This window comes from Yersinia antarctica, from assembly GCF_056636475.1.
Genome location: NZ_JBSJQF010000001.1, coordinates 1,954,544 through 1,978,804, shown reverse-complemented (window position 1 = coordinate 1,978,804; position 24,261 = coordinate 1,954,544). Strand labels below are relative to the sequence as shown.

Here is a 24,261-nt window from a genome sequence, read left to right as displayed (position 1 = left end):
CGGTGCTTTCCCTCGATACCACTCAACTTAGCCTCTGGGTCAGCCAGTATTTCTGGCCGTTAATTCGGGTGCTGGCGCTGATCACCACCGCGCCGGTGTTAAGTGAGAAACAGATAAACCGCAAAGTTAAAGTCGGTTTGGCGCTGTTAATTACTTTTCTGATTGCCCCTTCGCTGCCCCCGGTCAATATTCCCTTAGTCTCAACCGGTGCAGTCTGGGTCGCCGCCCAACAAGTGTTGATTGGGGTAGCCATCGGCTTGACCATGCAATTTGCTTTTGCTGCCATCCGGCTGGCCGGTGAAGTGATTGGTTTACAGATGGGATTATCGTTCGCGACCTTCTTTGACCCCTCGGGGGGGCCGAATATGCCGGTTTTAGCCCGGTTACTTAACTTGCTGGCCCTGCTGTTATTCCTCACTTTTGATGGTCATTTATGGCTGATTTCATTGTTGGCCGACAGTTTTCATACCTTACCCATTCAGTTCGAACCGCTCAATGGTAATGGCTTTCTGGCATTGACGCAGGCTGGCTCATTAATCTTTATGAATGGGCTGATGTTGGCATTGCCGCTGATCACGCTGTTGTTAACTCTGAATATGGCATTAGGCATGCTAAACCGAATGACCCCACAGCTTTCGGTGTTCGTTATCGGTTTTCCACTGACCTTGACCGTCGGGATCATCTCAATCGGATTGATAATGCCATTATTGCCCCCCTTTGCTGAGCATCTGTTCGGGGAAGTTTTTGACCGATTAGCAGGTGTATTGAGCGGATTGGCAAACTGAGTCGCTGCAAAAAAATGGTATGTCACCCCAAACCTTAGTGGGAAAAGATGACACACCAAAAAGTGCACCCGGTTTAAGTACACTTAAGAGGGAACCTGTGGGGTAGACCCACAGGCAGAAGACGGATTACTTATTAAGCTGGAACAGGGACAAACCCTGCATATTGGTAAATGTGGTATATGAAGCCTGTAGCGCAGCCTGCTGCATCACATATGACGAGATAGCCGCGGTCCAATCCACATCCTGCAAATCACTCAAACGCTGTTTATTAATCAAATTACGGTCACTGCCCAAACTATCCAGGTTGTCTAGCTCTTGCAGTTGGGTACCGATTTCGGCTTGAACCGACAACACATTATTCAATGAGTTGGACATCCCACGGATACCTTTATCCATATCGGCATTAGCTTGATCTTTAACCGCATCAGTCGCCCCTTGTAACGGGACTTTCAGTGAGTTCAGCACGGTATCGATGGTATTGAAAATATTGCTTTCTGACGCAACCGGATTACCACCGGCATCATCAGGTTCAGGTTTCGCATTACTGGTCAATGCCATAAAGACACTGGAACCGGTATGTCCAACTGTAATCGAACGGTTAGCATCGACTTTCTGCTCAATAGCGACATCGCCGCCCTGATAAGTCACATCACCGGTAGCACTAACCGCAAACGGCGCTTTATCACTTTTGAAGCCAGCAAAGATGTAACGACCGTTGCCATCAGTGGTGTTAGCCTGATTGACCAGTTGGTCTTTCAAACCCTGTAACTGAGTGGCGTAAGAGGCACGGTCATCATCACTCAACATATCGCTCTTCGCGCTAATGACTAAGGTCTGAATTGATTGAATGGTACTGGTCGCCTGCGCCAAAACCGTGGTTTCCAGCGAAGAACTTTGGCGAGCGAAACTGCGCGCTAAAGTATATTGGCTATTTTCCGATTGGGCTTGCGACACCATCACCGCTTGAGATGCGGCCATCGGGTCATCGGAAGGGTTAACCACCCGCTTGCCGGTGGAGAGTTGTTGGCCCGACTGCATCCACAGTGATTGGGCGTTAGTCACGCCCTGCATATTTTGCTGATACAGCATGCTGGTACTTAAGCGCATGATGCCAGTTCCTTTTAGTAATCGTTCAGCCCGCCAACCCCGTTTCAACAATCAATCTGTCTTAACAGGGATACTGACTAACCGCTAAATAAGATAAGTAGCGACAGGGACTCTCTGCCGCTGACAAAAAATCAACCGCGCAGACTCAGCAACGCATTAAACAGCGTCGAAGCCGTCTGAATGACCTGGGCATTCGCCAGATAATATTGCTGGAAACGCTGTAAATCGCCGTACTCTTCATCCAGGTTCACGCCGGAAATAGACTGCTGCTCGGCGGTCAACTGTTTGACGATATTGGCTTGCGCCGTGCTGTTGGTTTTCGCGGTGCTGGTTTGGTTACCGACGTTACTGACCAAACCGGCATAAGCACCAGACAGCGTGGCTTTGCCATCAACCAGTTTTTTGGTTTGCAGATCTAACAATGCCTGGGCGTTAACGTTGTCACTCGCGCCACCATCAGCGGTACCGGCAGCAGCAATCTTACTTGAGTCGGTGATATCGACCTGTAAATTAGCAGCCACGTTAGAGACGGTTTTGACGATGAATTTATCTCTGGCTTGCGCGCCGGCAGTGCCGTTATCAACACTGACGGCGACACCATCAAAGCTCAGCCCAGTGGTGTTACCACTGCCGTCTTTTACCGGGTTAGCCGGCACTTTGGTGTTATCAGACAGCCGTGTCACCTGCCAGTCAGTTCCATCAAACTCCACACTATAATCACTGGCTTTGACTTTTGAAGTATCGGTGTAGGACACCGTCAAGCTGGCATCACCCTGATTTCTTGCATTTTTCAACACATTTGGTTGTGCAAAGCTGAAGAAATCAACGCCCGGATCACCGCTGGTATCAAATCCGGCTTTATGCTGAGTATTGAAGCTGTCTGCCATGACCAGGGCCAATTGCCCCAGTTGGTTACGTGCACTGTCGAGTGCCTCACTGCGGAATTTCAGCGTACCCCCCAGGCTACCGGTGGTCAGGCGGCTTTCGTCCACTTCAAGCACATCGCCACTACCATATTTGTAGCCAATGGTTAATCGGGTAGCATCACTGCTGGAAGGTATGGCTTCGACTTTATAAGAATCCGGTCCTTGCACCAATGGCAGACCGCTGGCAAAAGAAACGTTGTAAGCATCGCCGTCTTGCTGGGTCACGGTCACGCCAACAATCTGGTTCAATTCGGTGACCAATTGGTCGCGCTGATCGAGTAACGCATTTGGCTCGCTGCCACTGCTGCCGCGCAAACGGGTAATTTGATCGTTTAACTTGGCAATTTGGTCAGCATAGTTATTGATTTGCGTAACGCTTTCGGTGATCTTCTGGTTTACGCCGGTATCCATATCACGCAGATATTTATCCGCATTCTGGAACTGGTTAACCAACCCTTCAGCCTTGCCCAATACCGTTTTACGGGCCGCATCATCACCGGCATTACTCACCAAATTTTGCAGGTTACTGAAAAAGTCCTGCATGGTGCTGGAGAGGTTATTGGACGAATTAGAGAGCAAATTATCAATTTGCGAAATTTGCTGATAGTAGGTAGTTAAGCCACTGCTTTGCGTTTGTGAAGAACGTAATTGGTTGGTAATAAACGAGTTATATTCGCGGTTAACACCGGTTACTGCAACGCCATTACCAATAAAGCCGGCGGGACTTAAGGTTCCACCATTTTGGGCAAAAATAGTATTCTGACGGTTATAGCCCGCCACCTGAAAATTAGTGATGTTATTACTGACGGTGCTCAGGGCATATTGCGCTGCGCTCAGACCACTCATCGCAGTATTCATTAAACTATTGGACATGAAGAAATCCTTTTACCACAGACGACGAGCATCGCAGCGCCTGCATTAATTAATATTGGGATACTGCCTGAGGAGACCTAAGCCTCCGCACAGCCTGTGATTATTATCGGCTCGACTTTGGAAAACTTGAGTCAAAATATGGGTGTAAATCTCGATCCTCACCAATCCAATAGGCGTTATTGTCGCAGACAGTTTGGGTGCAGCCAGCGCACACCATGACTTTGTAAATTATGGCTACGTAACGGTACCGAGCACTGTCCAATCCCAAAATGGAAAATAAAATAGCCTATTTAGAACAACTGACTTAGGTCGCTGCTGTATGCCTTTACTGCTTGTTCGCCGCTATTTTTCATTTGCTGGATCACGCTGACTAATTTTTGCGCATATTGCGGGTCGGTGGCATAACCGGCTTGTTGCAGCGCATGTGCCCCCTGCTCAGGGCTTTGTGCTGCGGCAACATTGGCGTAGCGCGGGTTTTGTGTCAGTAATTTGACATAATCACTGACGGCCTCGACATATGAGCCATATACCCGAAAGCGAGCTTTGGTTTTCTTCGCCACACCTTGCTCATATTCGGTAGTCGTAATTTCACTGACTGGACCATCCCAGTTGCTACCCGCTTTGATGCCAAATACGTTGTAACTGGTTTTGCCGTCGGCCGTCGGAATTTCGCGCTGACCCCAGCCCGACTCCAGTGCCGCCTGAGCCACAATCAGCTGATGAGGAATGCCACTTTGCTGACTGGCAATTTGTGCCGGAATAGACATCCGCGCCACGAAATTACCGGTGCCCTGTGGCAATGACGCTGAGTTGTTGGCTGGCGGTGTTGGCATGGCGCGACGTACCATTTGTGCCAATGCCTGTGCTGGCAATGTTTGCAGCACTTCATTATCCAGCAGCATCGGCACCGTTCCTGCCGTTTCACTTGGCGAGGTAGAGCCTGAAAGCTGCTCCACCATCATATCGGCCAGACCCAACCCCTTGACCGACATTTGCTGCGCGACTTGTTGGTCATACATCGAGGTATAAAGCCGGGTCTGATCACTGTTCATCACGCCATCTTGCGGCAAGGCAGAACGCATACTTTTCAGCATCATCTGCACAAACATCCCCTCTACCTGCTGGGCAACCTGCCTCAAGTTACCCTGTGGATCTCTTGCCGCATCACGTTTTAAGGTATTCAGTGATTGGGCGTCATACGCCGCCCCAGACATCGCCATCAAATCACTCATCAGATAATTTCCAATTTAGCCCGCAAGCAGCCAGCACTTTGCATTGCCTGCAAGATAGACATCAAATCGATCGGGGTTGCCCCCAGCGAGTTCAGGGCGCGGACCACATTATTCAGATTCGGGCTGGCATTGACGCGTTGCAATACCCCACCTTGTTGCTGAACGGAAATCTGAGTATTCGGGGTAACTACGGTCTGCCCACCACCAAATGGGGTATCAGGCTGGCTGACGGTATTTTGCTTATCAATCACCACCGATAGATTCCCTTGTGCCACAGCACAAGAATCCAGCATTACATTGCGGTTCATCACCACCGAGCCGGTACGAGAGTTGATAATCACCTTGGCATCACCCGCATCGACATTCACTGGGATATTTTGAATATCTGCCAGGAAACGCACTTGCGAGCTGCTGCCGCGCGGGACCAAAACCTGAATGGTGCGAGCATCAATCGCTGTGGCAGAACCAAAACCGCGCTGGCGGTTAATGGCATCACTCACCTGTTGTGCCATGGTGAAATCCTCGGTATTCAATTGAAGATTAATCACACCATCGGTACCAAAGGTCGTCGGCAGCTCACGTTCGATAGTGGCACCATTGCTGATTCGCCCACCAGTCAGTTGGTTGACCTGTACACTACTGCCACCCGATGCCGCACCCGCACCGCCGACCAGCACGTTACCTTGTGCCAGGGCATAAACCTGATTATCCACCCCTTTCAATGGGGTCATCAGCAGGGTGCCGCCGCGAATACTTTTGGCATTACCCATTGAAGAAACCACAATATCAATGGTTTGCCCGGCACGGGAGAATGCCGGTAACTTGGCCGTGACCATCACTGCTGCTACGTTTTTGAGCTGCATATTGGTACCTGGCGGTACGGTAATCCCCAACTGCGACAGCATGTTACTCAGGCTTTGCGTGGTAAACGGCGTTTGCATGGTCTGGTCACCGGAACCATCCAGGCCGACCACCAGGCCATAACCGATTAACGCGTTATCACGTACTCCCTGAACGGTCACCAAATCACGGATACGCTCTGCGGTGGCAGGTAATGACACCAGTGTGAGCAGCGCAATAAGCTGTATAACAAATAGAGTGACAAGTGACTGTTTACGCATCGACGGCCTCTTAGTACGGTGAGATATTAAGGAAGAACCGCTGCAACCAGCCCATGGTCTGCGCTTCATTGATATAACCATTACCCACATACTCGATGCGCGCATCTGCAACCTGCGTTGAGGTCACGGTGTTGCTGCCGCTGATGGTGCGTGGGTTTACTACCCCAGAGAAGCGGATAAATTCAGTCCCCTGGTTGATTGCAATCTGTTTCTCACCGACCACATGCAAGTTGCCGTTAGCGAGCACGCGATCGACGGTAACGGTGATCGTGCCGCTGAAGGTGTTGTTGGCATTCGCCCCGCCCTTACCGCCAAAGGTATTGTCACCTGAGATATCCATATCAGCCCGCGCATTGCCCAATAATCCTTCCAGATAACGCGGCGCGGTGGCGACACCAAATTTGCTTGAACCATTACGGCTAGCGTTGGCAGAGGAGCTTTTGCTGGCACTGACATTTTCCTGCAAGGTAATGGTCAGCGTGTCACCGACATTACGTGGGCGACGGTCTTCGAACAAAGGTTGATAACCATAGTTCATTGGCTGAGCAGCCTGGAAAATAGAGCCATTCGGCAACGGCGCACTGGCCGGTGCCGGTTGTGCCGAGGTGGTACCATCCACCAGTGGTTTATGCGGAATATACGCGCAGCCATTGAGCAGCATCGCCGTCAACGGCATACAGACCCATTTCAATCCACCTGATTTGCGCAGCGGCTTTCTGTCCATCTCTGATTATCAGTCCTGTAACCGGTAAGAGGCCACGCGGTCGGCCTCATCTACTCATTATTCTGTTGCAGTCAGGGGGCTAAATTACCCCCTGAAAGCGGATTTACAATTGGGTCAGTTTTTGCAACATCTGGTCTGAAGTTGAAACCGCTTTACTGTTGATTTCATAGGCTCGTTGCGTCTGGATCATATTGACCAACTCTTCCGCCACATTGACGTTAGAGGTTTCAACATAGCCCTGATACAGCAAGCCCCCGCCGTTCAGACCTGGCGTGGTTTCGTTTGGTGCACCGGAACTGGCGGTCTCCTGATACAGGTTTTCGCCAATACTTTCCAAGCCACTGTTATTGATAAATGTGGTCAATGTCAGTTGCCCGACTTGCTGCGTGGCAGTTTGCCCCTGCAAGGTGACACTGACTATCCCGTCGCGCCCCACCGTCATGCTCAGAGCATTGGCCGGAATGGTAATTGCCGGTTGTACCTGAAAACCGCCGGATGTTACTAACTGGCCGTTTTGGTCCACCTGAAAAGACCCATCGCGAGTATAAGCGTTGGTACCATCAGGCATTTGCACCTGAAAGAACCCTTCACCTTTAATGGCGATATCTTTGGTATTGTCGGTCTTGGACAGGTTGCCTTGACTGTGTAAACGCTCTGTCGCTACCGGGCGAACACCGGTACCAATCTGTAAACCCGATGGCAAGGTTGTCTGCTCGGAGGATTGCGCACCCGGCTGGCGCATCGTCTGGTAGAGCAAATCTTCAAATACCGCCCGCTGGCGCTTAAAGCCATTGGTGCTGACGTTCGCCAGGTTGTTGGCGATGACATCCATATTGGTCTGCTGTGCATCCAAACCAGTTTTGGCAATCCATAATGATCGGATCATCAGTTTATTCCTCTGCGCCTGCGCGCTTAGCCCATTGCTAACAGCTGATTAGCGCGCTGTTCATTTTCATCCACACTGTGAATGACTTTCATCTGCATTTCGAAACTGCGGGCATTGGCAATCATGTCTGTCATGGCTTCAACCGCTTTCACGTTGCTGCCCTCCAGTACACCCGGCATAATTTTAATCAGCGGGTCATTGGCCAACTGAGCACCACGCGCCTGTTGCGTCGCGGGAGTCAAATGGAACAAACCGTCATCACCGTGCATCACTTCACCCGCATTGGCCCTAACCCGTTTGATTTGGCCGAGCTGAGCAATCGTATTCGCTGAGTCACCGGCGTTCAGCGCCGAAATGGTGCCATCAGCCGCAATAGTCACTGCGGCCTGCGGTGGCACTTCAATCGGGCCGTTATCGCCCATCAGCGGGTAGCCCTGCACGGTCATTTGACCGTTAGCCGCAACCTGAATATTCCCATTGCGAGTATAAGCCTCGGTACCATCAGGCAGTTGTACCGCCAGATAACCATCTTGCTGTAAGGCAACATCCAATGGGCGGCCGCTATAATTCATCGTCCCCTGACTGATATCCACACCGGGGGTCGATGCCGTCACCATGGTACGGGTTGCCATGCTCGGCCCGTCGATAGGTACGGCACGCATCGCTGACAACTGCGCGCGGAAACCCGGCGTCGAGGCGTTAGCCAGATTGTTAGCCGTAACCGCTTGCTGCTCCAGCGACTGCCTGGCAGCCCCCATCGCGGTATATATTGCGTGATCCATGAGCTTATCCCGTCAGTTCGATTAACGCAGGTTAACCAGAGTTTGTAAGATCTGATCCTGAGTTTTGATGGTCTGCGCATTGGACTGATAGTTACGTTGCGCCACAATCATATTCACCAGTTCTTTACTCAAATCCACGTTAGAAGACTCCAACGCGCCACTGGTCAAGGTGCCGAAACCACCACCACCGGCGGTACCGAGGATCTGGTTACCGGAAGATTTGGTTTCTTTCCAAACGTTATCGCCTTCAGGAGACAAACCTTCAGGGTTAGAGAAGTTAACCAGCACAATTTGGCCAAGCAGTTGGGTCTGCTGGTTTGAATAAGTGCCGACAACCGAGCCATCGTTGTTGATCTGGAAGCCGGTGAACTCACCTGCGGCATAGCCGGTTTGGTTTTGAGTCACAATACCGTCAGTACCGGTATTTTGCTGTTTGCTACCCCCAACATTCAGCGCGAAGGTTTGCGCCGGGGCACCATTCACCACCGCCATAGGGACAGTCAGATTGAAGTCAGTGGTACTGGCAGCACCCGCGCCATTTTTCACGCTTTTCAGTGCGCCATTGGTATCAAATACCATCGTTCCGCGCAGAGAGGCAGCGGCAGGGTCAGCAGGGTCAGCAGGGTCAAAAGGTTTAGTCGCATCGGCCAATGTCCCGCTGCTGTCCTTGGTATAGACATTCCAGCTATTACCATTGACGGCATCTTCAGCGGTTTTCACATAATACACATTGATAACGTGGCGGTTACCCAGGCTATCGTAGGTGGTCATGTTATTCACAAAGCTGTAAGTATCTGGCTTTTGCGGATCAAAGGTTGCGCTAATAACATCATGGGTTGAGGTCAGGTTAGCGACCATATTGCCCGAGGTGGTGGCTTTCGCGGCAATCATATCCTGAGGAATCGACAGGGGTACCGGGTTTGCCCCTTGCTGTATGGTAGGAGGAGTTCCTGTTGCCGGATAACCGGTCAGACTCAGCCCTTGCATGTTAACGATGTTACGGTTTTCATCAAGTTTGAACTGGCCGTTACGGGCAAAGTACACACCGCCGCTGCTATCTTGCATGCGGAAGAAACCACTCTGGCTGATGGCTAAATCCAAACGGCGGTTGGTGGTGGTTGGCGTACCGTCGTTAAAGTCTTGAGTAATCCCGGCGACTTTAACCCCCATACCGGTCTGTGAACCTGCGAACATATCGGCAAAAGAAACTGAGCCGGCTTTAAAACCTGATGTCGCCGAGTTGGCAATATTGTTACCGATCACATCCAGATTGCTGGATGCTGCGTTCAAACCGCTGACTGCTTGAGAAAAGCCCATTTTCTTCTCCGTTAGATTCGGGGTCCGTTAAAGACCTTGAGCATTGATGACATATCAAACGCTATTTAAAAATTAAGGTAAGTTTTTTCAATTAGTTAACTCACCGTGGTGTTTGTTTGGTTACTGCTTAAGACTGATCTCTGACCTACAAAATCTGACGGACTTTATCCATGGTGATAGTCCCCGCCAGGCCCAGATCCAGCTTGGAACCGTCACTGCCACGGGTCACACCATTAACAACCGCATAGCTCAGCGGAGTAGCAACCAGTGACTCGCTACCACTGCTGGCGGCGATCGTCACGGTGTAAGCACCATCTGGCGCATTACCGCCCGCTTCCAGTGAACCATCCCAGGTAAAGGAGTGGACACCTGCTGACAGGCCACCGATTTCAATGGTGCGTACTGCCAGACCATTGCTGTCGCTGATGGTTGCCGTCACTTTGTCTGCTGAACGTTCTAACTCAACACCAAATGGCGTAGTGGTGACGGTGCCATCTTTACTGCCTGCCAACACCGTGGTGCCAGGGATCATCACGCCGTGGCCAATCAGGCTACTGGCTTGCAGCGACTGGCTGCTATCAATCTGCCCGGAGATGGAACCCAGCGTAGTATTCAACTTTTCAATGCCGCTTACGGTGTTGATTTGCGCCAATTGCGTTGTCAACTCGTTGTTTTGCATTGGGTTAGTCGGGTCCTGATTCTTTAACTGGGCAACCAGCAACGTCAGGAAACTGTTCTGCAAATCCTGACTGGTGCTACCGCTACCGGTGGTGGAATTGGTCCCGCTAGTGCTGGTAATACCGTAATCGCTATCGGTCAGGGAATTGGTAATGGCCATGTATACAAGCTCCTGTTATTGACCCAGTGTTAGCGTCTTGAGCATCAGAGATTTAGTGGTATTAAGCACTTCAACGTTGGCTTGATAGCTACGCGAGGCCGAAATGGTGTTAATCATTTCCCCTGTTACATCAACGTTGGGCATGCGGACATAACCCTTGGCATCAGCCAGCGGATTACCCGGCTGATACACCAAACGATCCGGTGCGGGATCGTCAACGATTTGTGATACACGTACCCCGCCGGTTTCCTGCCCTGGTTGAGCCGCTACCTGAAACACCACTTGCTTGGCACGATAAGGCTGACCATCCGGGCCGGTAACGCTATCGGCGTTGGCCATGTTACTGGCGCTGACGTTCAACCGTTGCGATTGGGCTGATAATGCCGAACCGGCAATATCAAAAATATTCAGTAAAGACATACGTCTTATCCTTGTTGTAACACTGACATCATCCCTTTGATCTGGCCGCCAAGAACGGTCAAATCGGTCTGATATTTCAGGCTGTTATCGGCAAAATTAGTACGTTCACGATCCATATCAACCGTGTTACCGTCCATCGCCGGCTGGTCTGGAACCCGGAATAAAAGGTCAAGGTCAGGTGGCGCAACGGTGCTTGCCGGGATATGACGGGCTGACGTTAAACTGAGCGACACCCCTGTACCTGTGGCACGGCCTTGCTCCATCACTTTTTTCAGTTGGCTGGAGAAATCAATATCACGTGCCTGAAAGCCGGGTGTATCCGCATTTGCAATATTGGACGACAGGATCTCCTGTCGTTGCGCACGCAAGTTAAGCGCCTCTTGTTGAAAACGCAGAGCACCGTCCAGTTTGTCGAGCATAGTCCCCCCGCAAGGTTAGAATTTGGAGTCGACAGCATAAACGCCGTATAGGAAAGCCTATCGCCAGAATAAGAGCAAAATGCGTCGCTATTTGTCCCCTTAACCTCATCGCGCTACAGGTACACTAGTGTGCAAAAGAGGTGTGCCCTGGTATTACCTGGTTACACCGGCAGAAAGGAGATTGATGACAATGAATAAAAATGGCGTCATAAAGTTGGCTTGGGGGGTGCTATTGCTGAGTCAGACCGTCACTCATTCAGCGATGGCGGCAGATTTATCAACGCAGGTAAATCAATTCTTCCAACAGCAATACCCGGATAAAGAGAGTCAGGTTAAGGTGGTTATCAAAACGCCACAGAACCAATGGCCACAATGCGAAGTGCCAGAAATTACGCTGCCTGCCAATGCGCGCCCGTGGGGCAATATCAGTTTGTCCGTACGCTGTGAGGGGGTTCGCCGTTTTATTCAGACACAAGTGCAGGTTAGTGGACAATATGCTGTGGCTGGCCGCCAACTGGCAGCTGGTGAGAAAATTGCCGTGTCTGATATTCAGATGAAACAAGGCCGGTTGGATACCCTCCCCCCCGGCGCCTTGCTGGATTCACATTTTGCTCAAGGTGCCGTCAGCTTGCGGCAAATCAGTGCCGGCCAGCCGCTGACGCGCAATATGCTGCGTCGATTATGGGTCATTAAAGCAGGGCAAGAGGTGCAAGTTTTGGCACAGGGAGAAGGATTTAATGTTAACAGCAATGGTAAAGCGATGAACAACGCCGCCATACAGGATAACGTTCGGGTGCGCATGGCATCTGGCCAAATCGTCAGTGGCACCGTGGCCGAAGATGGCACAATTCGGATTATGTTATAGTGATTAAAGTTTTTTTAACCTTTGCCGATAACTCTGGTATGCAGTTATTTGCGGGTAGCACAGTGACAATCCCGCCTTTCTTTTTGTTAAAAGATAAAAGTCTCGCGGGTCGATAAACGTCAATCCCGCTATAGAGGGAGCAACACAACATGAGTATTGATCGCACTCAACCGTTATTACAGGTATCGCAAGTGCAGCCACGGGAAACCAGTGACATTGCGCAGCAGATGCGTAAGCCTTCTGCCCAAACAAAAGCACAGGTGAGTGGTACTGAGGTTAAATTAAGTGATGCGCAGGCAAAACTGATGCAACCGGGCAGCCAGGACATCAACGTAGAACGTGTAGAAACCTTAAAACAGGCTATCCGTTCAGGTCAACTAACGATGGACACCGGTAAAATTGCCGATGCTCTGTTAAAGAATGTCGCGGATGATCTGAGAAATAGCTAAACATAACAAAAGTCATTAACCCTAGAACAATCGTTAACCGCAAAACAGTCGTTAACCGTAAAAGGATACGTGGTGGTGGAAAGACTACAGACCAATTTGGACCAGCAACTGGAACTTCTCGAGTCACTGACGACTGTGGTAGCACAAGAGCAGCAATTACTCTGCTCCGGTCGGATTCAAGGTGTCGTGCTGCAAGGTGTGACGGAACAAAAAAGTTCAATACTGGCCACCTTGGCTTATCTGGATCAAACCCGGCTCACCACCGAAATTGCGGCCAATATACAGGCGCCTTATAGCGAGATTCAAGAGTTGGCAATACGTTGGCAACGTATCTTGCAGTTGGCTGAGAACCTTCAGTACAGTAATTTGCACAATGGATTATTGCTACAACAGCATATTGAGCATAATACTCAGGCGCTGGCAGTATTGAATACCCGCCACGGCCAGTCACTATACGGGCCAGATGGTCATTCTAAAGGTGCCAGTCTACTGGGCCGCAAGATCGGTATTTAAAACCTCATCCCTACGGATATAAACCGCCGCTCAGTCGAGGCTTATATCCGTACCGTTCCTCCGCGTTAATTGACTCGTGCCCTCAATGCTTTCTACCTACTTAAAAAATGAGTTTTCCTGTTTTTCTCCGATGTTTTAGTCTGCTGAAACTGAGCAAATGTGCTTAGTTTCAAGGAGGAGATATGAAAAAAAGGTATGTAAGTCTGCTACTGGGGTGTTTTTTTTGCGGGGCGGCAGCACTGTCAATGAGTCAGGCAGTGCAGGCCGTTGAGACCAACAATCAGCTCGAACATCCGGTCTATTTCTGTATGACTTGCTATTACCCCTTCGTCTGGTTTTAGCGATAATTGACCAGCACCTGATTGCTGATCACTTGCAACGGCGGGTTGACTCGGCCTTTACCGGCAATAAAGTAAACAAACCTCAGTTGAGTTGCTGCCGCCTCTCCCGCCAGTCCCCGGCTCTGTCCGCTGCCACCCTCAAGTGGCATACAACGGGTCGGGGTGCATAATTTAACCTGTAACCCCTCTGGCGCTGTCGACATTAATTGGTAGCGCCAGCCAACCGACACGATGCGCGCATTTTCCTGCGCCAGCGCTACCGGTGGTTGCAGTACCGCCGACGAGGTAGCTACCCCGCGCAAACCCTGCGTAACCCCAATATCGTCCGCCACCCAAGTGCCTGAAGCGACAGCATTCAACGGCAATACACATACCGGAAGTAGTGTAGCCAACATTAGGGAGAGACGAGTTAGCATCAAGCAGCTCCTATCGTTGATGTCATACGGATCTGGCGATTATCGCCAATTTCCAGATTAGACAGCACCACCATCTGCGGCAAACTGCGGCGCAAGAAACGGGCTAAAAGTGCCCGCAGTGCATGGTTAACCAGCAACACCGGCGGTGCACCCAGCATCTCCTGACGTTGCAGCGCTTGTTTAGATTGATCCAACAAACGGTCAGCCAGACCTGGCTCCAGACCACCCCCACCTTGCAGCGCCTGTAGTAACAAACGCTCTAATGCCGCATCCAGCCCGATGACCTGAATCTCGCCGGTTCCTGGGAACCATTGTTGCGCAATGGAGCGCCCTAACGCCACTCGAACTACCGCTGTTAATTCGTAAGGGTCGGTCTGGTTTGGCGCATGTTCAGCCAGTGTCTCGATAATGGTGCGCATATCGCGAATGGATACCCGCTCCATTAGTAGATTTTGCAGTACTTTATGCAGCGTGGTTAAGGTGACGACGCCGGGAATGAAGTCTTCCGTCAGCTTCGGCATCTCTTGCGCAACTCTGTCCAGCAATTGCTGGGTTTCCTGGCGGCCAAACAGTTCGCTAGCAAATTGGCTAATCAGATGGTTTAGATGGGTCGCCACGACGGTGCTGGCCTCAACCACGGTAAAACCTTGAATCTGCGCCTGCTCACGTAATGCACTTTCAATCCAAACCGCCGCCAATCCGAAGGCGGGATCATGGGTGGCCTCACCGGGTAACGAGCCAACCGCATTGCCGGGGTTAATGGCTAACCAACGGCCGGGATGAGCTTCGCCACTGCCAATCTCGACCCCTTTCATTAATATCCGATAGTTTGCTGGCGGCAGTTCCAGATTATCTCTGATATGCACCACCGGTGGCAGGTATCCCATCTCTTGAGCAAACTTTTTACGAATACTGCGAATCCGCCCCAACAGCTCACCATTTTGCTGGAAATCCACCATCGGAATCAGGCGATACCCCACCTCCATACCCAGCGGATCTTCCAGTTGAACATCTGACCAGGTCGCTTCAGTGGCTTGTTGCTGGTCTTGCACCACCGGTGATTCTGCCACCATCGGTTGCTTCATTTGCTTACCACGTAAGCGCCAGGCTAATGCCAACAGTGCGCTGGTGAATAGCAGGAAGACAAAGTTAGGCATGCCAGGCACCATCCCCAGTAACCCGAGGACACTGGCACTCAGCACCATCACGCGTGGGTTATTAAATAGCTGGGTGACCATTTGCTGGCCAACATCCTGGTCGGTACTGACGCGGGTCACGATAACGCCCGCCGCCGTCGAGATAACCAATGCCGGGATTTGTGCTACCAAGCCGTCACCAATCGTCAGCAAGGTATAGGTTTCTGCTGCATGGCCCACCGCCATGTCGTGCTGAAGCACCCCGACCAGTAAGCCGCCGACCACGTTAATCACCATGATCAGTAACCCGGCAACCGCATCACCACGAACAAATTTACTGGCCCCATCCATTGAACCGTAGAAGTCAGCTTCTTGCGTAACATCGGAACGGCGTTTTTTGGCTTCGTCTTCACCAATCAAGCCGGCATTTAAGTCGGCATCGATCGCCATCTGCTTACCGGGCATACCATCCAGAACAAAGCGCGCCCCCACTTCGGCAATACGCCCCGCCCCTTTGGTGATAACCATAAAGTTGATTATGACCAAAATAATAAAGACCACGATGCCGATGGCAAAGTTGCCACCAACCAGAAAGTGACCAAACGCTTCCACCACACGGCCCGCAGCCGCCGCACCGGTATGCCCATCCATCAGAATGATACGGGTGGAGGCGACGTTTAGCGATAAACGCAACAGCGTTGAGAACAACAGAATGGTTGGGAAGGCGGCAAAATCCAGCGTGCGTTGGGTAAACATGGCAACCAACAGCACCATAATGGACAGCGCGATATTAAAGGTAAACAGCAAATCAAGGATGAAGGGCGGCAGCGGCAGCACCATCATCGACAAGATCATCAGGATAAGAATTGGCCCGGCAAGGATTTGCCACTGCGTATCTTTAAAATTGCCCGGTAAACGTAGCAGGGCGGCCAAATTAGCCATTAGTCAGTCTCACTCTCTGTTGCAAAATCCAGTGCTTCCGGCACTGGCAGATGTTCAGGTTTTTTCGGGATTAGCCCGCCTTCCCGTTTCCAACGCTTCAACTGGTATACCCAGGCAAGAACTTCTGCCACCGCGGCATAAAGGGTGGCTGGAATATGTTGGCCTACCTCGCTGTGCCGAAACAGTGCCCTGGCCAGCGGCGGCGCTTCTAATAACGGAATACGATGCTCTGCACCTAACTCGCGGATACGCAGTGCCACTGCGCCAGCACCTTTCGCCAGCACCTTGGGTGCACTCATTTTTGCTTCGTTGTATTGCAAGGCAACAGCATAGTGGGTTGGGTTGGTCACTATTACATCAGCTTTAGGGACATCAGCCATCATTCGGCGACGAGCCATAGCCCGTTGCTGCTGACGAATGCGCCCTTTCACATGTGGATCACCTTCTTGATCTTTGAATTCATCACGTATCTCTTGTTTGGTCATACGTAATTTTTTAATGTGGCTGGTTATTTGGAAAAACACGTCGAATCCGACCATCGGGGTCAGGCCTAATACCACCACCAGTCCGCAGAAAATAATCAAGTGGACAGCATCACTTAAAGCCGCCACTGGCGGGGCTGCCATCAACCGCATCATATCTGGCCAGTTATGCCAGAGGAATATTCCCGTGACCCAACCGACCAGCGTGGCCTTGAGGATGGCTTTCAGCAATTCGGCCAGTGCCTGAGAAGAAAACATGCGCTTTAAGCCCGCAATCAGACTCATCCGCTGAAAATCGAACTTGATGGATTCTCCGCTGAACAGCACCCCACCTAACAGCATCGGTACTGCTAGCGCCACGATCACCAATCCGGCAAAGATGGGCAGTAATGCCATCATCGTTTGACTCAGCAGCGTCCCTATTTGGCGCAACATTTGCTTATCATCGCTGATAATGCCATGGTCAAAATGCAGTCCTTGGGCAATCATCGCCGCCAGTTGGCGAGCCATCGACTCCCCAGATACCCACAGGATCGCCAAACCGGCCCCGAGCATCAGCATCGAGGTCAGTTCGCGCGAACGCGGTATTTGGCCTTTTTCGCGAGCCTTCTCCAGCTTGTGGGCTGTGGGTTCCTCGCTCTTTTCCGCGTCGCTATCTTCAGCCACAGCAGGTTTTCCTGTTCAGCGTAAGCGTTCCCATATCAGATAATTAGGAAATAAAAAATTGCTGTCTAGCATGACAAATATTCAGCAAGGTTATGGATGGAACAAAGCAGCAATTAGGGGGTTATTTCTCGGATGAATACATCATGTCAGGCTCAGTAGCCTGTTGGGGGATTGGCTGTCGTCAAATTTGATAGCCAGGAACGTCTACAGCCAGTGATAGATGAAGGAAAAGGGATGAAGAACACGATCAGCCGCAACGCCAGGAATAGCCGGTTTTAAATGAGATTATCACGACGATAAATCCAGCGAGAAATAATGGCAGATGAGATATCCCCTCACCTGCCTATTATGGTCGATCAGTCGGCTTAGAAGCCTAAACTGTCTAGCAGATCATCAACTTGATCCTGGTTGGCAATAACACCAGCACCATTCTTATCCAGTTGTGGCCCATTGAGTAGACTGTCAGCAGATTTTTGCGGTTTAGATGGCATATCTGGGATATTTTCCATCAGTACCATTAATAGCTGCTTCTCAATCTCTTGCACCACATCCATCATGCGTTTGATAACCTGACCGGTAAGGTCCTGGAAATCTTGCGCCATCATGATTTCCAACAATTGTGCATTGGTAAATGAGGTATGTTGCGGTACGACTTCCAGATATTCACGGGTATCAGTGACCAGAGAGCGGGCATCTGACAGCTCGACAGGATTAGCAAACCATTCGTCCCAACGAACTTTAAGCGCCTTCGCCGATGACTCCAGCTCATTTTGGCGCGGCTGTGCTGCCTCAACACAGTTCAGTGCTCTTTCTGCGGCCTGAGCCGTCATATGAACGACATAATCCAGTCGATCACGCGCATCTGGAATGGCTTCCGCAGCCTGTGCAATCGCCTGATCAAGACCTAATTCGCGCAGGCTGTCGCGTAACATCCGCGTCAATTGGCCAATGCGGCTTATTATATCACTGGCCGATGCCGCATCTGTTGCGGGCATTTGATGGTTACTCATCTCGCCTCCTTACATACCCAACTTTTCAAAAATCTTATTGAGCTTCTCTTCCAAGGTAGCGGCAGTGAAAGGTTTCACTACATAACCACTGGCACCTGCTTGCGCTGCTGCGATGATATTCTCTTTTTTCGCTTCGGCGGTTACCATCAGAACCGGCAAAGTACCAAGAGCACCATCGGCACGGATAGTTTTCAACAGGTCCAGGCCATCCATATTCGGCATATTCCAATCAGAAACCACAAAATCAAAGCCACCCGCACGTAATTTATTCAATGCGTCGACGCCATCTTCGGCCTCTTCCACATTGTTAAAACCCAGCTCTTTCAGCAGGTTTCTGACAATACGACGCATGGTCGAAAAATCGTCTACCACCAAAAATCTGAGATTCTTATCCGCCATACCAACTCCTAAGGTTTGTTGCTCACCGCTGAGCGATTAACTATCAACGCCCGATTTCCACCGGAAAATGTCTACTAAATTCGCAGGGCTTGACCACTGCTAATCTGCGCCAACATACGCTGGCTTATCTGGTTCAAATCCAGAACTTCATTAACGCCCCCCATACCAATCGCTTCACGCGGCATGCCGAAAACCACACAACTGGCCTCGTTTTGCGCGATGGTATAAGCACCGGCGCGATACATCTCCAACAACCCGGCCGCACCATCATTGCCCATCCCCGTCAGGATAACCCCCACGGCGTTACGCCCGGCATACTGCGCCACTGAGCGAAATAGGACATCAACCGAGGGACGATGGCGATTAACCGCCGGCCCGTCATGAATGCGAACCTGATAGTTCGCCCCACTACGCGCCAGTTCCATATGCCGATCGCCGGGAGCAATATAGGCATGCCCCGGTAAGACCCGCTCACCGTCTTCTGCTTCTTTCACAGTGATTTGACACAGCTTATTAAGTCGCTCAGCAAATGAACGGGTAAAACCCGGTGGCATATGCTGAGTAATTAACAGTGCCGGGCTGGTCGGTGGCAACGGCTGTAATACCATACGGATAGCTTCTGTCCCCCCGGTAGAGGCACCAATTGCAATTAACTTTTCACTACTGAGCAGTGGTGTATGCGTAAGCATAACCGGCGCGTTTTCTGGGCCGCGCTGCGGCAGGCGAGCTTTAGCAGCCGTACGGATTTTCTCCGCAATCAACTCACTGTAAGCCAGCATTCCCTCTCTGATCCCAAGCTGAGGTTTGGTAACAAAATCAATCGCTCCCAACTCCAACGCACGCATGGTTATCTCAGAGTTCTTACCGGTTAATGATGAGACCATCACCACCGGCATCGGCCGCAACCGCATCAGCTTTTCAAGAAAATCCAAACCATCCATCCGCGGCATTTCGACATCGAGCGTCAAAACCTGCGGATTGAATTTTTTGATCAAATCACGGGCAACCAACGGATCGGGAGCCGTTGCAACCATTTCCATGTCCGGGTGACTATTAATAATCTCGGTCATTAGTTGGCGCATCAATGCAGAATCATCAACGCACAATACTCTGATTTTACTCATCACCTCTCCTTGGTCAGCCCATAAACGGTCTGCCCGCGCAAATAGAATTCCCGACTAATTTGACTGAAATTCTCCGAGTGGCCTGCAAACATCAGACCACCTGGTTTTAGCAAAGGGACAAAGCGACGCAGAATGCGCTCCTGCGTTTCTTTATCAAAATAAATCATCACATTACGACAAAAAATAGCATCAAACTGCCCGGGTAATGCCCACTCTGGTGCCAACAGATTGAGTTGCTGGAAATGGATCATATTGGCCAATTCCGGGCGCACTCGCACCATGCCTTGATGTGGGCCGGTGCCACGCAAGAAATAGCGTTGCATCTGTTGTGCCGACAATGAACGCAATTCATCTTGCCGGTATACACCACTGGTCGCTTTTTCCAGTACTTGCGTATCGATATCGCTGGCTAACACCTGACACGAACCCGCTCTATTTCCCAACACATCACACAGTGTCATCGCGATAGAGTACGGCTCTTCACCGGTCGATGCCGCCGTACTCCACACCGAATAGCTTCCCGGCCGCTGGCGGGCATGTTCAGCCAGAATCGGGAAATGGTGTGCCTCACGGAAAAATGCCGTCAGATTAGTGGTCAAGGCATTAACAAATGCCTGCCACTCTGCACTGTTCGGGTCGGTCTCTAGCAAAGCAAGGTATTGACCAAAATCGTTAATCCCTAGCAATCTCAGCCGCCTGACCAGGCGGTTATAGACCATTTCCCGTTTGTGATCGGCCAGTACTATCCCGGCTCGTTGATAAATAAGTTGGCATATGCGCCGGAAGTGAACATCCGGCAACGGGAGCCGTTGAATCATCTGAGTCAGGATCGACCCAGACTCTTGGGGCGATGGCTGTTTCATCGATGATGGTTTCATCCGGCCTCACCCCACAACAAAGTCTTCGTTACGCCGTTTGACAATCTGGAATTTCCTTAACAGCCGGTTGTTTACCACTGCCGTCTGCTGCCTGCCCCTCCCCGCTGTCGCTATCCTGCTCCAAACGAAAAACAGACACTGCATCGGAGAGCATACTTGCCTGCTCTTCGAGTGCGTTAGCCGCAGCCGCAGCCTCTTCCACTAATGCGGCGTTTTGCTGAGTGACCTGATCCATCTGTGTTACTGCCAGTGAAACCTGCTCAATACCTCGGCTTTGCTCATCCGAGGCGGAAGCGATTTCACCCATAATGTCGGTAACCCGAGTCACTGAGCGAACAATCTCTTCCATGGTAGTACCCGCATTTTCAACCAGAGTGGAGCCCTGGCGAACACGGCTGACCGATTCATCGATCAACCCTTTAATCTCTTTTGCTGCTTGTGCACTGCGCTGGGCCAGATTACGAACTTCACCGGCGACGACAGCAAAACCGCGCCCCTGCTCACCAGCGCGAGCAGCCTCAACAGCAGCATTTAACGCCAGAATATTGGTCTGGAAGGCAATACCATCAATAACACTGGTAATGGCACCAATCTTCTGTGAACTGGTGGCGATATCATGCATAGTTGTCACCACACTGCCCGTCAACTCACCCCCTTTGGCAGCGGTTGCTGATGCGTCTTTCGCCAGCAATGTTGCCTGACGAGCATTATCCGCATTCTGTTTGACCGTCGCGGTCAGTTGCTCCATGCTGGCCGCAGTTTGTTCCAGAGACGCCGCTTGCTGTTCGGTTCTTGCTGACAAATCATTGTTACCCGCAGAAATTTCCTGAATCCCCGTTAGCATTGCTTCAGTGCCATCTCGGACATGACTAACAGTGGTGATAAGCGACTGCTGCATGATGCGTAAACTGGCAAACATCTCGCTGATTTCATTACGCCCGGAGACATGAATCTGCGCTGATAAATCCCCCCGTGCGATGCGGTCAAAATGCGCGCGCATAATTTTCAGCGGCCTGACAAACATGGTGCGCAGCCAAACAAGCGACGAAATCGCCATGGCTATTACCATTACAATCGCCGCACCAAATATCCACATGGAGAGATGGTACGCCTGCTGGTTTTGGGTACCGGCCTCAGCAATCACTTCATTGGCATACTGCAAATACTGTAAAAAATCGGCTTCGAACAAATCCTGTGTTTTCTGGGTGGGTTGGTCCATAAAGCCTTGTAAATTACCGGCTTCCAGAAAATCGATTAGTTGTCGTAACGACGTCCGTAAGTTCTGATAACTGTTTTTAGTGGCATCCAACAATTCGCCACCGTTATCACTCTCATCAAGGCGTGGCACCGCAATAAACTGATTGAAGTAGAGGTCCGCTTTCTGTAATGAGCTGCGCGCATTGCCCATTAATGCGTTGACTTGCTCCTGAGGTACTTTGAGAGCCGAGCGCGTCCCCGCCCGGTTTAAGGTATTACGCGCCTGAAGCAAGGATACCCAACTGAGGCTTAATGCATCCCGTTGCTGGCTACTGAGATCCACCCGGTTCAAATTTTGGTAGTCTGAGCGAAAAGCAGTAAATGACAGACCACTTGAAATTAACTGTATCGAGCAAATTAATATCAGTAACAGGAAAAAGCTGGTAGAAATCCGAATTCGGCCAAACATCGTAACCTCTTCTCAGCCGGCTCATTGGCCAGCTTTATCTATTTTTGTTCACCCAAAATAATTGGAGTTGCAGGTAGGCAGCCAGCAAACGAACCCCGATGAGCTTACTCAAGTAAGTGATTCGGGTTCGTGAGCGCAGCTAACACCCCTGCAATTTCAAGTATCAAGGGTTGTAGGGGACTAGAAAGTTTCCCAATTGTCTTGCAGGTCACTTCCCAGTGTTTTTTTAGCAGTTCCGCTCAAATCCTGTGTCGGCTGCTTTATTTTTCTAACATCTCTTGTAGTACTACCGTTATCCATACGCAGAACGAATACAGACATGAATTGGGTTAACATACTGGCTTGTTCTTCCAGTGCGGCGGCGGCAGAGGCTGATTCTTCCACCAAAGAGGCGTTTTGCTGGGTTACCCGGTCCATTTCAGTGACCGCCTGACCCACTTGATCGATACCGCGACTTTGCTCATCGGAAGCAGAAGCGATTTCACCCATGATGTCGGTGACGCGGGTTACCGCATTAACGATATCTCCCATGGTTTCACCCGCACTTTCAACCAGTACTGACCCCATATCGACACGGCTAACCGAGTCTTCGATAAGGCCTTTAATCTCTTTTGCAGCTTGCGCACTACGTTGTGCCAGGTTACGTACTTCACCGGCAACAACGGCAAAACCACGACCCTGCTCACCGGCACGGGCTGCTTCAACGGCGGCGTTCAGCGCCAGGATATTGGTCTGGAAAGCGATACCATCGATAACACTGGTAATATCTGCAATTTTCTGTGAACTACCGGCAATCTCATGCATGGTTTGCACCACATTCGCCACCACTTTGCCACCTTTCTGTGCCGTTTCCGATGCACTTAAGGCCAGTTGGCTAGCTTGACGAGCATTCTCAGCATTCTGTTTCACTGTGGCGGTTAACTGCTCCATACTGGCGGCGGTTTCTTCCAGTGAGGCGGCTTGTTGTTCTGTACGCGCTGACAGATCGTTGTTACCGGCGGAAATTTCTGAGGCACCGCTATAGATAGCATCGGCACCTAAACGCACATCACTGACGGTGGTAATCAATTCAGATTGCATGTGTTTCAGGCTGGCGGCCAATGTGCCCATTTCGTTGCGGCTATGCACTTCGATAGTCTGCGTTAAATCACCGTTAGCGATATGTTTAATATGTTCTATCAAGTGTTTAAGCGGATTAATCAAGATGTGTTGCATGCCAAGCCAAACAACAATAATTACCGCGAATACCACAATCAGTACGGTAACAATCACCCCCATCGCGAAGCTAAATGACTGGTTGCTGTCTTCCACTGCGGAGGCATACAAGCGATCATTTTGTGTCAGGTAAGTGTTGTAATCCTGTTCAAAAGCATTTTGGAAGCTAGAGGTGGGTTGGTCGAAGAACTCATTGATCTTGCCAGCTTCCATCAATTGGATCAGTTCGGTTAACGCACCAAAATATTGGTCATAAGTCTGTTTTAATTTTTTAGCTGATTCGGCGTCTTGCTGGCTATCCAACGGGATCTGTTCGTAGCTTTTAAAACGCTCCGCCGCCACACCTAATGTCCCTTTGGCTGATGCCAACAGGTCATTCACCGTAGGGCCACTACCGGTATGATTCACATCCATCATGTAGCGGATGCCTGCGCGGTTCAGCGTATTACGGGTTTGCAGCAGATTTACCCAACTTTCATTCAACACCGACTGTTGCTGACGAATAACCTGTAAAACCGCAAAGTTCTCTTTGTCATTTTTCAGGGAATTGAAGAAAAGCCCGCCGGAAACGAACTGTAAGGCACCAAATAGCACTAACACCAACAGGAGGCTGGTGACCACTTTCATACGCTTAAACATGTTATCCCTTCATAAGTACGTCAAAACACAGGTACGCCAAAACATAGGACGTCTAATTAACTGTGTTATCGGCACTGGGAGGGGGAACTT

The 24,261-nt window shown here is 50.6% G+C and carries 24 protein-coding genes and 1 pseudogene; 5 read left to right on the top strand and 20 right to left on the bottom strand.

Features of this window, described 5'->3' with window-relative positions:
- Positions 1-2: 2 nt before the first annotated feature.
- The gene (fliR, locus tag ACWJJO_RS09115) at positions 3-785 is read left to right on the top strand and encodes a flagellar biosynthetic protein FliR (protein ID WP_102970431.1); all 783 of its coding nucleotides are present in this window, start codon (positions 3-5) and stop codon (positions 783-785) included.
- Positions 786-911: 126 nt separating this feature from the next.
- On the opposite strand, the gene flgL is transcribed toward fliR, so the two are convergent.
- From flgL to flgB, 11 genes are all read right to left on the bottom strand, one after another.
- Positions 912-1,892, bottom strand: coding sequence for a flagellar hook-associated protein FlgL (flgL, locus tag ACWJJO_RS09110; RefSeq protein WP_083159155.1), 981 nt, complete (start codon positions 1,890-1,892; stop codon positions 912-914).
- A gap of 131 nt (positions 1,893-2,023) precedes the next feature.
- Positions 2,024-3,691: a flagellar hook-associated protein FlgK gene (flgK, locus tag ACWJJO_RS09105; RefSeq protein WP_083159156.1), complete on the bottom strand. Its 1,668-nt coding sequence runs from the start codon at positions 3,689-3,691 to the stop codon at positions 2,024-2,026.
- Between the two features lie 290 nt (positions 3,692-3,981).
- Positions 3,982-4,923 carry a flagellar assembly peptidoglycan hydrolase FlgJ gene (flgJ, locus tag ACWJJO_RS09100; protein ID WP_102970432.1) on the bottom strand — a complete coding sequence of 314 codons (942 nt, stop codon included), beginning with the start codon at positions 4,921-4,923 and terminating at the stop codon, positions 3,982-3,984.
- Entirely contained in the window at positions 4,923-6,044 is a 1,122-nt protein-coding gene (locus ACWJJO_RS09095; RefSeq protein WP_372558672.1) for a flagellar basal body P-ring protein FlgI, read from the bottom strand. The genes flgJ and ACWJJO_RS09095 overlap by 1 nt, the downstream gene beginning before the upstream one ends.
- Before the next feature lie 10 nt (positions 6,045-6,054).
- Positions 6,055-6,768 (bottom strand): flagellar basal body L-ring protein FlgH, encoded by a 714-nt coding sequence (gene flgH / locus ACWJJO_RS09090; protein WP_102970433.1) that lies wholly within the window; start codon positions 6,766-6,768, stop codon positions 6,055-6,057.
- A 103-nt stretch (positions 6,769-6,871) separates the two neighbouring features.
- The gene (gene flgG, locus ACWJJO_RS09085; RefSeq protein WP_005189344.1) at positions 6,872-7,654 is read right to left on the bottom strand and encodes a flagellar basal-body rod protein FlgG; all 783 of its coding nucleotides are present in this window, start codon (positions 7,652-7,654) and stop codon (positions 6,872-6,874) included.
- Positions 7,655-7,680: 26 nt separating this feature from the next.
- Positions 7,681-8,436 carry a flagellar basal body rod protein FlgF gene (locus ACWJJO_RS09080; RefSeq protein WP_481090937.1) on the bottom strand — a complete coding sequence of 252 codons (756 nt, stop codon included), beginning with the start codon at positions 8,434-8,436 and terminating at the stop codon, positions 7,681-7,683.
- 21 nt (positions 8,437-8,457) lie between these two features.
- On the bottom strand, positions 8,458-9,753 hold the full coding sequence (gene flgE, locus ACWJJO_RS09075; protein ID WP_481090936.1) for a flagellar hook protein FlgE: 1,296 nt from the start codon (positions 9,751-9,753) through the stop codon (positions 8,458-8,460).
- 145 nt (positions 9,754-9,898) lie between these two features.
- On the bottom strand, positions 9,899-10,591 hold the full coding sequence (gene flgD / locus ACWJJO_RS09070) for a flagellar hook assembly protein FlgD (protein ID WP_083159159.1): 693 nt from the start codon (positions 10,589-10,591) through the stop codon (positions 9,899-9,901).
- A 15-nt stretch (positions 10,592-10,606) separates the two neighbouring features.
- A complete protein-coding gene (gene flgC, locus ACWJJO_RS09065; protein WP_005189321.1) occupies positions 10,607-11,011 on the bottom strand; it encodes a flagellar basal body rod protein FlgC in 405 nt (134 codons plus the stop codon).
- A gap of 5 nt (positions 11,012-11,016) precedes the next feature.
- Complete coding sequence (gene flgB / locus ACWJJO_RS09060) at positions 11,017-11,430, bottom strand: flagellar basal body rod protein FlgB (RefSeq protein ID WP_083159160.1); 414 nt, start codon at positions 11,428-11,430, stop codon at positions 11,017-11,019.
- Positions 11,431-11,614: 184 nt separating this feature from the next.
- Here flgB and flgA point away from each other — a divergent pair, with 184 nt between their 5' ends.
- From flgA to ACWJJO_RS09040, 4 genes are all read left to right on the top strand, one after another.
- Positions 11,615-12,295 (top strand): flagellar basal body P-ring formation chaperone FlgA, encoded by a 681-nt coding sequence (gene flgA / locus ACWJJO_RS09055; RefSeq protein ID WP_083159161.1) that lies wholly within the window; start codon positions 11,615-11,617, stop codon positions 12,293-12,295.
- A gap of 149 nt (positions 12,296-12,444) precedes the next feature.
- Positions 12,445-12,744 (top strand): flagellar biosynthesis anti-sigma factor FlgM, encoded by a 300-nt coding sequence (gene flgM / locus ACWJJO_RS09050; RefSeq protein WP_481090935.1) that lies wholly within the window; start codon positions 12,445-12,447, stop codon positions 12,742-12,744.
- A gap of 72 nt (positions 12,745-12,816) precedes the next feature.
- Positions 12,817-13,257 (top strand): flagella synthesis protein FlgN, encoded by a 441-nt coding sequence (locus tag ACWJJO_RS09045; protein WP_083159163.1) that lies wholly within the window; start codon positions 12,817-12,819, stop codon positions 13,255-13,257.
- 182 nt (positions 13,258-13,439) lie between these two features.
- On the top strand, positions 13,440-13,598 hold the full coding sequence (locus ACWJJO_RS09040; RefSeq protein ID WP_193784676.1) for a hypothetical protein: 159 nt from the start codon (positions 13,440-13,442) through the stop codon (positions 13,596-13,598).
- Here ACWJJO_RS09040 and ACWJJO_RS09035 read toward each other — a convergent pair.
- From ACWJJO_RS09035 to ACWJJO_RS08995, 9 genes and pseudogenes are all read right to left on the bottom strand, one after another.
- Positions 13,595-14,014, bottom strand: coding sequence for a flagellar protein FlhE (locus ACWJJO_RS09035; RefSeq protein ID WP_083159164.1), 420 nt, complete (start codon positions 14,012-14,014; stop codon positions 13,595-13,597). The genes ACWJJO_RS09040 and ACWJJO_RS09035 overlap by 4 nt on opposite strands.
- Entirely contained in the window at positions 14,014-16,092 is a 2,079-nt protein-coding gene (flhA, locus tag ACWJJO_RS09030; protein ID WP_083159165.1) for a flagellar biosynthesis protein FlhA, read from the bottom strand. The genes ACWJJO_RS09035 and flhA overlap by 1 nt, the downstream gene beginning before the upstream one ends.
- Positions 16,092-17,240 carry a flagellar biosynthesis protein FlhB gene (gene flhB / locus ACWJJO_RS09025; RefSeq protein WP_083159166.1) on the bottom strand — a complete coding sequence of 383 codons (1,149 nt, stop codon included), beginning with the start codon at positions 17,238-17,240 and terminating at the stop codon, positions 16,092-16,094. The genes flhA and flhB overlap by 1 nt, the downstream gene beginning before the upstream one ends.
- 365 nt (positions 17,241-17,605) lie before the next feature.
- On the bottom strand, positions 17,606-18,250 hold the full coding sequence (gene cheZ / locus ACWJJO_RS09020) for a protein phosphatase CheZ (protein ID WP_083159167.1): 645 nt from the start codon (positions 18,248-18,250) through the stop codon (positions 17,606-17,608).
- 9 nt (positions 18,251-18,259) lie between these two features.
- A complete protein-coding gene (gene cheY / locus ACWJJO_RS09015; protein WP_049605622.1) occupies positions 18,260-18,649 on the bottom strand; it encodes a chemotaxis response regulator CheY in 390 nt (129 codons plus the stop codon).
- 74 nt (positions 18,650-18,723) lie between these two features.
- A complete protein-coding gene (locus ACWJJO_RS09010) occupies positions 18,724-19,773 on the bottom strand; it encodes a protein-glutamate methylesterase/protein-glutamine glutaminase (RefSeq protein WP_083159168.1) in 1,050 nt (349 codons plus the stop codon).
- Positions 19,773-20,651: a protein-glutamate O-methyltransferase CheR gene (gene cheR / locus ACWJJO_RS09005; RefSeq protein WP_372558662.1), complete on the bottom strand. Its 879-nt coding sequence runs from the start codon at positions 20,649-20,651 to the stop codon at positions 19,773-19,775. Before cheR ends, ACWJJO_RS09010 begins: the two co-directional genes overlap by 1 nt.
- Positions 20,652-20,679: 28 nt before the next feature.
- Positions 20,680-22,317 (bottom strand): methyl-accepting chemotaxis protein, encoded by a 1,638-nt coding sequence (locus ACWJJO_RS09000; RefSeq protein ID WP_083159169.1) that lies wholly within the window; start codon positions 22,315-22,317, stop codon positions 20,680-20,682.
- Positions 22,318-22,619: 302 nt separating this feature from the next.
- A pseudogene (locus ACWJJO_RS08995) lies at positions 22,620-24,171 on the bottom strand (methyl-accepting chemotaxis protein); the annotation flags it as partial.
- Between the last annotated feature and the right edge of the window lie 90 nt (positions 24,172-24,261).